Source organism: Curtobacterium sp. VKM Ac-2865 (assembly GCF_015350905.1).
Classification (GTDB): Bacteria; Actinomycetota; Actinomycetes; order Actinomycetales; family Microbacteriaceae; genus Curtobacterium.
In genome coordinates, this window is the sequence record NZ_JADKRZ010000006.1 from 224,240 (window position 1) to 235,242 (window position 11,003).

Annotated in this window: 11 protein-coding genes; 5 read left to right on the forward strand and 6 right to left on the reverse strand. The window is 70.8% G+C overall.

Annotated elements, in window-relative coordinates:
- The first annotated feature begins 16 nt into the window (after positions 1 to 16).
- The gene (locus ITJ54_RS15290) at positions 17 to 823 is read left to right on the forward strand and encodes an SDR family NAD(P)-dependent oxidoreductase (protein ID WP_194629705.1); all 807 of its coding nucleotides are present in this window, start codon (positions 17 to 19) and stop codon (positions 821 to 823) included.
- A gap of 134 nt (positions 824 to 957) precedes the next feature.
- Here the strand turns inward: ITJ54_RS15290 and poxB are convergent, their stop codons facing one another.
- Positions 958 to 2,682 (reverse strand): ubiquinone-dependent pyruvate dehydrogenase, encoded by a 1,725-nt coding sequence (poxB, locus tag ITJ54_RS15295; RefSeq protein WP_194629706.1) that lies wholly within the window; start codon positions 2,680 to 2,682, stop codon positions 958 to 960.
- Positions 2,683 to 2,809: 127 nt separating this feature from the next.
- Here poxB and ITJ54_RS15300 point away from each other — a divergent pair, with 127 nt between their 5' ends.
- Entirely contained in the window at positions 2,810 to 3,526 is a 717-nt protein-coding gene (locus ITJ54_RS15300; protein ID WP_194629707.1) for a phosphatase PAP2 family protein, read from the forward strand.
- 105 nt (positions 3,527 to 3,631) lie between these two features.
- On the opposite strand, the gene ITJ54_RS15305 is transcribed toward ITJ54_RS15300, so the two are convergent.
- Positions 3,632 to 4,876, reverse strand: a complete 1,245-nt coding sequence (locus ITJ54_RS15305; RefSeq protein WP_194629708.1) for a multidrug effflux MFS transporter — start codon at positions 4,874 to 4,876, stop codon at positions 3,632 to 3,634.
- 68 nt (positions 4,877 to 4,944) lie between these two features.
- On the opposite strand from ITJ54_RS15305, the gene ITJ54_RS15310 reads away from it, so the two are divergent.
- Complete coding sequence (locus tag ITJ54_RS15310; RefSeq protein WP_228509490.1) at positions 4,945 to 5,403, forward strand: MarR family winged helix-turn-helix transcriptional regulator; 459 nt, start codon at positions 4,945 to 4,947, stop codon at positions 5,401 to 5,403.
- On the opposite strand, the gene soxR is transcribed toward ITJ54_RS15310, so the two are convergent.
- The gene (gene soxR, locus ITJ54_RS15315; RefSeq protein WP_194629710.1) at positions 5,400 to 5,900 is read right to left on the reverse strand and encodes a redox-sensitive transcriptional activator SoxR; all 501 of its coding nucleotides are present in this window, start codon (positions 5,898 to 5,900) and stop codon (positions 5,400 to 5,402) included. The two genes, ITJ54_RS15310 and soxR, sit on opposite strands and share 4 nt — an antisense overlap.
- Before the next feature lie 74 nt (positions 5,901 to 5,974).
- Positions 5,975 to 7,021 (reverse strand): YdcF family protein, encoded by a 1,047-nt coding sequence (locus ITJ54_RS15320; protein WP_323741752.1) that lies wholly within the window; start codon positions 7,019 to 7,021, stop codon positions 5,975 to 5,977.
- A gap of 106 nt (positions 7,022 to 7,127) precedes the next feature.
- On the opposite strand from ITJ54_RS15320, the gene mgrA reads away from it, so the two are divergent.
- Both mgrA and ITJ54_RS15330 read left to right on the forward strand, forming a co-directional pair.
- A complete protein-coding gene (gene mgrA, locus ITJ54_RS15325) occupies positions 7,128 to 8,171 on the forward strand; it encodes an L-glyceraldehyde 3-phosphate reductase (RefSeq protein ID WP_194629712.1) in 1,044 nt (347 codons plus the stop codon).
- 304 nt (positions 8,172 to 8,475) lie between these two features.
- A complete protein-coding gene (locus tag ITJ54_RS15330) occupies positions 8,476 to 9,690 on the forward strand; it encodes an MFS transporter (protein ID WP_194629714.1) in 1,215 nt (404 codons plus the stop codon).
- Between the two features lie 82 nt (positions 9,691 to 9,772).
- Here ITJ54_RS15330 and ITJ54_RS15335 read toward each other — a convergent pair whose 3' ends face one another.
- Both ITJ54_RS15335 and ITJ54_RS15340 read right to left on the reverse strand, forming a co-directional pair.
- A complete protein-coding gene (locus tag ITJ54_RS15335) occupies positions 9,773 to 9,934 on the reverse strand; it encodes a hypothetical protein (protein WP_228509491.1) in 162 nt (53 codons plus the stop codon).
- Positions 9,935 to 10,401: 467 nt separating this feature from the next.
- Positions 10,402 to 10,962 (reverse strand): hypothetical protein, encoded by a 561-nt coding sequence (locus tag ITJ54_RS15340; RefSeq protein ID WP_194629716.1) that lies wholly within the window; start codon positions 10,960 to 10,962, stop codon positions 10,402 to 10,404.
- Positions 10,963 to 11,003 lie beyond the last annotated feature (41 nt).

Consider the following 11,003-nt stretch of genomic DNA (forward strand, 5'->3'; position numbering starts at 1 on the left):
AGGGGACGCTGACGCCATGACCGAGAACAGCATCCAGTCCACCCCCGACACGTCCACGACCGCTCCGATCGGCCTGCTCACCGGCAAGGTCGTGTTCATCACCGGCGCCAGCCGCGGCATCGGCGCCGCAGCGGCCCGGCTCTTCGCCCGGGAGGGTGCGGCCGTCGTGCTCGCGGCCCGGAGCGCCGCCGCGCTCGACGCCGTCGTGGCCCAGGTGCGCGCTGCCGGCGGGGTCGCCGATGCCGTGCCGCTCGACCTCGCCGACCCGGAGAGCATCCGCGCTGCCGTCGGACGGGTCGACGAGCTCCACGGACGGCTCGACGGTGCGTTCAACAACGGCGCGGCGATCCAGCACCCCGGGCCGCTCGACACCACGAGCGACGAGGACATCGACGCGCAGTTCGCCGTGAACTTCCGGGGCCACTGGGTCGCGATGACCGCGGAGGCGGCTCTGATGCGTCGGACGGGTGCCGGAGCCATCGTGAACACCTCGAGCATCGGCAGTCGGCGCGCGAACCCGGCACTCCCCGCGTACGGTGCCATGAAGCGGGCGCTCAACAGCATCACCGAGACCGCGGCCGTGACCTGGGCGTCCGACCGCATCCGGGTGAACGGGATCACCCCGGGTGGCACCGCCACGGAGATGATCGACGCCTGGGAAGCGGCGACCCCAGGGATCATCGAGCAGGTCAACGCCTCGATCCCGCTCGGGCGGATGGCGGAACCGGAGGAGGTCGCCGAGGTCGCCGCATGGCTCCTGAGCGACCGTGCCGCGATGGTGACGGGCGCGATGATCCCCGTCGACGGCGGTGCCGGCGCCTGATCCGTGCCGGCGGCGGAGACGCCGCTGACGCAGCGCACTGGCTGCGGTCCGCACCGTCAGCGGACGGGAGGCTCGGTACCAGCGTGCACCGAGCCTCCCGTCCGCCTGTGGCTGGGTCCTCCAGCCCGCCCGCGTCAGATGAACTGCCGGAAGTTGGTCGACGCCAGGTCGAGCAGCTCGTCTCCGCGTCCGCTCAGGACGGTGCGGATCGCGTAGAGCGTGAAGCCCTTCGCCTGCTCGAGCGTGACCGCCGGCGGCATCGACAGCTCCTGCCGGTTCGCCTTGACGGACACCAGGGCCGGCCCGTCATGGGCGAGCGCGGCGGCGAGCGCATCCTCCAACTGGTCGGATTCGTCGACGCGGAAGCCCTTCAGCCCGATCGCCTCGGCCACGGCGGCGAAGTCCGGGTTCGTCAGCTCGGTGCCGAAGTTGACGAAGCCGGCGGCCTTCATCTCGAGCTCGACGAAGTTCAGCGAGGAGTTGTCGAACACGACGATCTTCACCGGCAGCTTGTTCTGCACGATCGTGACGAGCTCACCGAGCAGCATCGTCAGGCCACCGTCACCCGACATGGCGATGACCTGCCGGTCCGGGAACGCGGTCTGCGCACCGATTGCCTGCGGCATCGCGTTCGCCATGGAGCCGTGCCAGAACGACCCGATCAGCCGACGCTTGCCGTTCATCGTCAGGTAGCGCGACGCCCACACCACGGGGGAGCCGACGTCGGGGATGAACACGGCGTCGTCGTCGGCGAGCTGGTCGAGGACCCGGGCGACGTACTGCGGGTGCAGGGGCTTGTGCTTCCCCGCGGGCACGGCCAGGTCGTCCAGCTTCTCCCGCGTCTTCCGGTAGTGCTTCCGGGCGTCCTCGAGGTGGTGTGCCGGCTTCGAGGCGGTCAGCAGCGGCAGGAGCCCGACAGCGGTGTCCTTCACGGTGCCGACCAGTCCGATGTCGACCGGGTGCCGTTTGCCGAGCTGTTCGCCGCGGATGTCGACCTGCACGTGCTTCGCCTTCGCGGGGAAGAACTGCGGGTAGGGGAAGTCCGTGCCGAGCATGAGGACGACGTCGGCGTCCTCCATCGCGCGGTAGCCCGACGCGAACCCGAGCAGACCGGTCATCCCGACGTCGTAGGGGTTGTCCCACTCGATGTGCTCCTTGCCGCGCATGGCGTGCACGATCGGGGCCTGCAGGCGCTCCGCGAGGGCGACGACCTCGTCGTGGGCGCCGGCGACACCGGCACCGGCGAGGATCGTGATCTTGTCGGCGCCGTTCAGCAGGTCGGCCGTGCGCCGGAGCTCCGCGTCGGAGGGGATGATGCGCGGTTCGGCGCGGTCGATGCGGACCGCGCGGTCGTCCTTCGCCTCGGCGAGCAGGACGTCGCCGGGGATGACGAGCACGGCGACGCCACGCTTCTCGACGGCCTCGCGGATCGCGATCTCGAGCAGGCGAGGCATCTGCACCGGGTCGGCGACGTACTCGACGTAGACCGAGCACTCGCGGAAGAGCTCCTGCGGGTGGGTCTCCTGGAAGTACCCGGTGCCGATCTCCGCCGTCGGGATGTGCGCGGCGATCGCGAGGACGGGCACGCGGGATCGGTTCGCGTCGTAGAGGCCGTTGATCAGGTGCAGGTTGCCCGGTCCGCAGCTGCCCGCGCACACCGCGAGGTCCCCGGTGAGGTCGGCTTCGGCTGCCGCGGCGAACGCGGCCGCCTCCTCGTGACGGACGTGCTCCCAGCTGATCGTGCCGTCCTTGCGGATGGCGTCGGTGAAGCCGTTGAGGGAGTCCCCGGGCAGTCCGTAGACGCGGTGGACGTCGTTCTCGCGGAGGGTGGCGACGATGGTCTCGGCGACGGTTGGCATGCGGTTCCTCTCGTGGTGGACTCCTCCCGGTCTAGTCGGTGGCGCGCTCCTGTGTGTTCTGGCGTCCTGTGTGTTCTCTGATCGGACCGAGCCGTGACTTCGCCCGTCGGACTGGGACGATGGGCGGATGATCGACGACGCGCCGCCGCTCCGCCCCCGCCGACGAGAGCCCGACGCGAACGGCATCCTCGTCCGCTCCGCCTACCCGCTGTCGACGCTCGTGATCGGCATCGCGGCGGTGCTCGTCCTGACCGTCGTCGGGTTCTTCCTGGGCACCGTCGACATCGGCCTCGCGAAGGCCCTCAACGAGCTGCACACGGGAGCGCTCCGGGCGTTCACGGACGGCGTCTACCACGCGATCAGCCCCGTGCCGGCGATCATCGTCACCGTCGTCGTCACTGGCGTGATCTGGGCGGTGCAGCGGAACATCCGACCGGCGGCGGCGTTCGCCGGGGTGGTCGCGATCACCTGGGTGCCGTCGGCGATCGTCAAGGAGCTCGTGCACCGCGCCCGGCCCGACGTCAGCGTGCTGCCGCACCCGTTCCCCGTGCAGCCGGACCCGGGCTACCCGAGTGGGCACACCGTGTTCATGGTGGCGTTCACGATCGCGCTGTGCTGGGTGCTGCGCGACACCCGGTGGCACCGTGTGGCCGTCGTCGTGGGCACGGTGGCGGTCGTCGTCGTGTGGTTCTCGGTGACGATCGACGCGGTGCACTACCCGACCGACGCGCTGGCCTCGGTGGCGTGGGCACTCGCCGTGGCCCCGGCGGCGCGGTTGGTGTGGGTCGACTGGCTGATGCCGCGGCTGCCGGTGCTGCGTCCGGCGAGGCCCGTCGCGCGCTGACGCGTGCGGGTGCGGCGGCCTGCCCGACTCGGAACGACAACGTCGCTGTCGTACGACCTCCACGGTGTCGTTCTGAGTCGGTACCCGCCCCGACCCCTCGGCGGTTCAGGCCGCGCGCACGGACCTGCCGCGCGCGGCCAGCAGCGCGATGACCGCGACGACCGCCGCCGCGAGCATCACGATCGCCAGGGGAGCGGCCGTCGCGGACCCGCCGATGCTCACCAGCGGGGAGACCAGCGCCGCGAGGCCGAACTGCAGCGCGCCGAGCACCGCCGACGCACTGCCCGCGGCGGACGGCACGGCTCCGAGCGCCAGCGCCGTCGCGTTGCCGAGCACCAGTCCGAGGCTGCCGACTGCGGTGAAGAGCGGCACGGCCAGGGCGACCACGGGAGCGCTGGTGGCGACGAGCAGGGCGAAGGCCACCGTCGACGCGAGCACCAGCACGATGCCGAGCGACAGCACGCCCCGCACGGAGTACCGCTCGGTCAGCTTGGCGGACAGGATGCTGACGCCCATCAACGCCAGGGCGTTGATGCCGAACGCGATCCCGTACTCGACCGTGCCGAAGCCGATCATCTCCTGGTACAGGAACGGCGACGCCGAGATGTACGCCATCATCACCGCGAACGCGAAGCCGAACACCGCGGTGTAGCCGAGGAACGTGCGCGAGCGCAGGGCCCGCAGCGGCGATCCCGTCGCCTGGCGTTCCGCGCGGAGCTCGTCGCGGCGGGACCGCAGGTGGGTCTCGCGGATCACGGCCAGCACCGCCACGAGCATGACGACCGACAGGCCGAGCACGATGGTGAGCAGCCCGCGCCAGCCGATCGGACCGGTGAGCAGTCCGCCGAGCAGCGGTGCCACGACCGGGGCGACGCCGCCGACGATCATCATGAGCGAGAACGCCCGGGCGGCGGGCTTGCCGGTCGCCAGGTCGGAGATGACCGCACGGCTGATGACCATGCCGGCCGCGCCGCCGAGCCCCTGCAGCAGTCGGGCAGCGATGAGCACGCCGATGCTCGGTGCGAAGACCGCAGCCGCGCTCGCGAGGACGCACAGCACAGCCCCGGCGACGAGCGGCGGGACGCGGCCGAAGCGGTCGGAGAGCGGCCCGAAGACGAGCTGTCCGACGGTCACACCGACCAGGAACGCGGTGAGGGTGAGCTGCACGGTCGTCGCCGAGGTCTGCAGCTCGGTCGTCATCTCGGGGAATGCCGGCAGGTACAGGTCGGTGGCGAAGGGTGCCACGGCGCTGAGCAGGCCGAGCACGAGCAGCAGGGCGGTGGTGATGCCCTGCTGCCGGGTCGTGGATGTCGCGATGTCCGCGCGGATGGTGCCGGTGTCCGTGGTCATGATGCTGAAACCATAACTCATTGGGTTATGAATGCATAACCATTGCCCATCGGCGCTACAGTGCAGGCATGGACTCCGCGGTGACCGACGAGGCGCTCGCAGACCTCGCGGACCTCGTGCTCCGGGTCTCGCGCGAGATCGACCCGAACGGCAGCTCGGCCCTCGACGTCGTGCCGCTCACCGGCACCGAGGTCATCGTCCTGCGCTGGGTCGACCTGCACCCGGGCACGTCACCGAGCGCCACGGCCGAGGCGACGGCACTGCAGCGGAGCAACCTCAGCGCAGCGCTCCGATCGCTCGTCGCGAAGGGCATGGTGGACCGCCGCGCCGACCCTCGCGACGCCCGGCTCGTGCAGCTGTTCGCCACCGAGCAGGCGGCCGTCAACATCCGGGTGCTGCGCGCGCACTGGGCCGGCAAGCTCCGTGCGGCACTGGGTGACGCGACGACGGACGACCCCACCCGGGTGACGGACGCCGTCGCGCTGCTGACGCGGTTCGACGACGGGCTCCGACCGGCCGGGTCCTAGGCCGCGCCCTCCGCGCCCTCGGCGCCCTCGTCGTCCTCGATCGGCAGCAGCCGACGGGCGCCGTGTCCCTCGGAGCTGAGCGCGTCGCCGGGGTTCACGACCAGGCAGGCGGTGAGCGAGACGCACCCGCAGCCGATGCACCGGGTCATCTCCTCCTGTAGCCGGGCGAGCTCGAGCTGCCGGGCACGGAGTCGCGCCCGCCACCGCTCGTTCAGCCGGGCCCAGTCCCGCAGCGACGGCATCCGGTCCTCGGGCAGGGCCGCGAACTGGTCGGCGACCTCGCTCAGGGGGATGCCGAGGCGCTTGGCGACCTGGATGATGGCGATCCGCCGCTCCATGTGCCGTGGGTACAGCCGCGTGCCGCCGTCGGTCCGTTCGGGGTGGATCAGGCCCTTGCGCTCGTAGAAGTGCAGTGCCGACGCGGCGACGCCCGTCCGCGCGACGACCTCGCCGATCGTCAGCAGGTCGGTCGGCCTGGGTTGCGGGATCTCGACCATGGTGGAGATCCTACGGAGCGAGCAAGCGAGCGAGCGCAGCAGCGGCAGCGGCAGCGCCGGCAGCGCCCGCACCGTCACCGCTGCTGGAACGACTCCCAGAGCAGGAACCCGGTGAAGGCCACGAACGGCAGGAACGCCACCAGGTTCAACCACCGGTGCTCCACGATGACCGCGATGAACTCCCGCAGGAACGCACTCGGCACGTAGTACGGCGCCGTCGGTGACCCGATCACCTGCGCCGGCAGGTCGAGCTGCCGCGCCAGCACCGCGGCCCGGAGCACGTGGTAGTTGTTCGTCACGACGACGACGTGGCCGTCCCGCCCGGCCTCGGTCTGCACCGCGCGCGAGAAGCGGAGGTTCTCCCGCGTGGACCGCGACGCCGTCTCGGGCAGGACGTCCCCGGCCTCGGCGCCGTTCGCGAGCAGGTACTCGGCCATCGCCGCACCCTCGGCCCGGGGCTCGTCGGAGCCCTGCCCACCCGAGGGGATCAGCACCGGACGGCGACCGGCGGCGACCTCGCTGCGGTACAGGGCGAGTCCTCGGTCGAGTCGGCTCCGGAGCAGCGGGGGGACCTCACCGCGGACCAGGCCCGAACCGAGCACCACGATGGCGTCCGGTGCCTCGCGGAACCGCATCCGCCCGTAGACGACCGAGTACACCGCGAACGCGACGAAGGCGAGCGCCACGTAGACGCAGAGGAACACGAGCAGCACGACGGCGGAGACCGCCACGGAACCCACAGCGGTCTGCTGCCCGTCGGTCGCGATCGCGAACACCACGACGGCGACGGTCGGCAGCACGAACACGAGCACGCCGGCGACGAGTGAGAGCAGGTTCCCGAGGCTGCGGCCCTCGCGCCGGAGCATCTGCACGCCGTTCACGATCAGGGCGACCCCGAGGGCGATGACGGCGAGCGGGACGAGCAGCACCACGAGGCCGACGACGACCCCGAACCCCGGCACGACGGCGGTCAGGATGGACACGACCGCGGCAGCACCGAACAGGACCGCGGCGGTGAGGAAGACCCCGTTCCGCAGCATCCGCCGGTCGTGCCGACGGCACAGGACGTAGAGCAGCAGGAACACCAGCGCGGGGACGAGTCCCGCTGCGGCAGCGATCACGGGGTGGCCGTTCGGAGCGCGGTCATGCCAGCACGGTACCGGTTCCGTGTGACATCTCGCACGGCGGATCGATGCCCGCCCGGGTGCCCCGTGCCAGGCTCGGAGCATGACCTACATCGCCAGCGACGACCGCTACGACTCGATGACGTACCGCCGGACGGGCCGCTCCGGCCTCGACCTGCCGCTGCTCTCCCTGGGCTACTGGCACAACTTCGGGGACGACATGCCCTTCGAGGACCAGCGGGCGATCAGCCGTCGCGCGTTCGACCTCGGCATCACGCACCACGACCTCGCGAACAACTACGGCCCGCCCTACGGCGCCGCCGAGGTCAACTTCGGGCGCCTCATGCGCGAGGACTTCCGCCCGTACCGCGACGAGATGGTCGTCTCGACGAAGGCCGGCTGGGACATGTGGCCCGGCCCGTACGGCCAGGGCGGCGGCTCGCGCAAGTACGTCCTCGCCTCGCTCGACCAGTCCCTGACCCGGATGGGACTCGACTACGTCGACGTCTTCTACTCCCACCGCCTCGACTCCTCGACGCCGCTCGAGGAGACCATGGGCGCGCTGCACACCGCCGTGCAGCAGGGCAAGGCGCTGTACGTCGGCATCTCCTCCTACGACGCTGCCCGCAGCCGCGAGGCCGTCGAGATCCTCCGCGACCTCGGCACCCCGCTCCTGATCCACCAGCCCTCGTACTCGATGCTGAACCGCTGGATCGAGACCGAGGGGCTCCTCGATGCCGCCGGCGAGCTCGGCTTCGGCGTGATCGGCTTCACCGCCCTCGCGCAGGGGCTGCTCACGGGCAAGTACCTCAACGGGGTGCCGGACGACTCCCGTGCCGCCGCGGGCAAGTCGCTCGACCCGTCCTCGATCACGCCCGAGGTCGTCGAGCACCTCAACGCACTGAACGCGCTCGCCGAGTCGCGCGGTCAGTCCCTCGCGCAGCTCGCACTGGCGTGGGCGCTCCGCGACGAGCGCGTCACCTCGCTCGTGATCGGCGCGTCACGGGTGTCCCAGCTCGAGGACAACGTCGCCGCCCTGACGAACCTGTCCTTCACCGACGAGGAGCTCCGCACCATCGACGAGCACTCCGTCGGCATCACCGACGTCGACCTGTGGGCGGGTGCGCGCTCCGGCGCCGTCTCCTGACCCGACCCGTCACGGACTGGAGGTTCGGTGCCAGCTGGCACCGGGCCTCCAGTCCGTCCCGGCGCACGTTCCCACCCCTGTCACCCGCGATGGCAGGTCGGATCGCGCGTTGCGTGTCGGATGGAACGACCCCCGACGCGCGATTCGACTCGCTGAGCGGGAGTCCGCGCCCCACGGGCGGAACGGCCGCGCTGGTACCCTCGGGACCGCAAGTGTGTATCTACCGGCCGCCGCACCTCGGCGGACAGCGGCGGCACCCGATGGGTCCGCAGTTCCACGGCGGGCCGAGAAGGCACACCACGACATGCTCCAGGCGCGCTCCGCAGACGCTTCCCTGATCGCCCACGCCGGGCGCTCCTACTTCCCGATCGCGTTCATCGCCAGGCTCCCCTTCGCGATGATGGTGGTCGGGGTCCTGACGCTCGTCGTCGCCTCCCGTGACTCGGTCGCACTCGGAGGCATCAACTCCGCGTTCGTCGGCATCGGCTCGGCGATCGTCGGTCCGATGGTCGGCGCAGCAGCCGACCGGTTCGGGCAGCGGACGGTCCTGGTCCCCGTCGGCCTGGCGAACGCCGTGCTGCTCGGGGTCTTCGTGCTCGTCGTGCAGAGCAGTGCCCCGGACCTCGCCGTCCTGGCGCTGTCGTTCTTCGTCGGTGCCAGTGCGCCGCAGGTCGCCCCGATGTCCCGCACCCGGTTGGTCGCGATCATCCGGCAGCGCATGGCGGTGGGCCGGCAGGAGAAGGTCCTGAGCGGCACGATGGCCTACGAGTCCGCGGCCGACGAGACGGTGTTCATCATCGGCCCGTTCCTGGTCGGACTGCTCGCGAGCGCCATCGCGCCGTGGGTCGCCGTCGCCGGGGCGTCGGTGCTGACGTTCGTCTTCGTCACGGCCTTCGCCCTGCACCCGACCGGCCGCCTGGCCGTGGGGCAGCAGACCGAGGTCGCGCAGGCGCCCGCCCGACAGCTGCTCCGCCCGCGCCTCGTCGTGGTCGTCGTCGGCATCCTCGGGATCGGCTTCTTCTTCGGCTCGACGCTCACGTCCCTGACCGCGTTCATGGAGACGCACGGCGAGTCCTCGCAGGCGGGGCTCCTCTACGGCCTGATGGGCATCGGGTCGGCGGGCCTGGCCCTCGGGTCCGCGGCGTTCCCGCGGGCCTTCGGCATCGGCTGGCGCTGGCTGGTCTTCGGCGTCGTGCTGCTCGGTGGGGCGATCGCGTTCGCGTCGGCAGACTCCGTCCTCGCCGTCGGGATCATCCTCGCGGTCATGGGCATCGGCATCGGCCCGACGCTCGTCGCGCAGTACAGCCTCGGCTCGGACCGCTCCCCGGTCGGGCGGTCCGCGACGACGATGACGATCCTCGGGTCCGCGGTCATCGTCGGGCAGTCGCTCACGTCTGCCGTGGTGGGCGAGGTCGCTGAGACCTCGGGCACGCAGGCGGCGATGCTGTTCCCCGCGATCTCGGCCGGGATCGTCGTGCTCGCCGCGGTGGTGAACCTCGTGCTGTCCCGCCGCGACTGATCCTTCCCACAACGCCCGCGATGAGAAGCGGGAACGCGCGTTGGTGGTCGGAAGAACCAACCTCCGACGCGCGATTCGACTCCTACGCCGTCTGGTTCCCCCGGCGGCGGACCTCCGGGATCACGAGCTCTGGCACGGCGCGCTTCATGAACTCGTCGAAGTCCGGCACGGTGAAGGCCGCGTAGCCGTGATCTGGCGTGTAGAGCAGGCCCATGTCGATGAGCTCTGCGCGTGTCGGGCCCAACTGCGTCGATTCTCGCCGCAGGACGCGTGCGACGTCAGAGGCCTTCGCAGGATCCGGTCCGAGCTCCGCGATGTCAGGCGCCTTTCCCCGCTTTATCTCGATCTCATAAAAGTCGGATAAGACATGTAAACCCTGTCGCAGTACCGCCGAGCTCGTGCTGTCCCGCCGCGACTGATCCTTCCCACAACGCCCGCGATGAGAAGCGGGAACGCGCGTTGGTGGTCGGAAGAAGTGACCTCCCACGCGCGATTCCACTCCCTACTGAGGTGGTCGATGCGTCCTGCGGCGGTGACGCCATCGTGCCGTCGTGCCGACGTAGACACCGCTGAGTCCGGCTGACAGGCCCGAGGCCAGCGGCCCACTCCACTGCGCGGGTGTCCCCAGCGTCGCGGCGAAGTAGGCCGAGCCCGCAACCAGCAAACTGACGGAGACGACGACCGCGAACGTGACGCTCGTGAGGACCTTCGTCAGGACGTCACTGCTCGCGCGCACCGCGGAGCCTTGTTCGTCGTCGGGTAGACGCGTAGGGACTTCGTCCCGCAGCGGATGCCGCCGCCGTTCCCGATCGCAGTGCTCGCAAGCACGGCCGCGACGTTGGCGACGACGCAGACCGCCGGACCGAGCGCGCACATGCCGGCAGCGATCGCAGTCATCGCACCACTGATGATGAGGTTCTGGTCGAAGGCGTTGAAGGCGACGTACATGCCGCCGTAGCTGTCAGAGCCGGTTCCGAGGCGTGACGAGGAGTTGACGTCGCGCAGTTCGAGCGTGACCCCTCGCTGTCCGCGGATCACGACGACCTCCGTGCCGTCCGCGTTGACCTTCTCCTCGTTCACCGCGCCAGCTGCCCGCGCCTCAGTGATCGCCTGACGGATGGTCTCGGCCGTGATCTCCGGATGGGCTCGGGTGCCGTCGACGACGTTGTGCGTGGGCTCCGCTGCGCTCGCGGGCGGAGCAGCGCCGATCCCTCCGGTGACGAGTGCGCTGGTGAGCGCAATCCCAGTGAGCACAGTTCGAAGTTCTGCCATGTCTCCCCCTCGTCGTTGAGCGGTCGCCACCTCCGGAGACC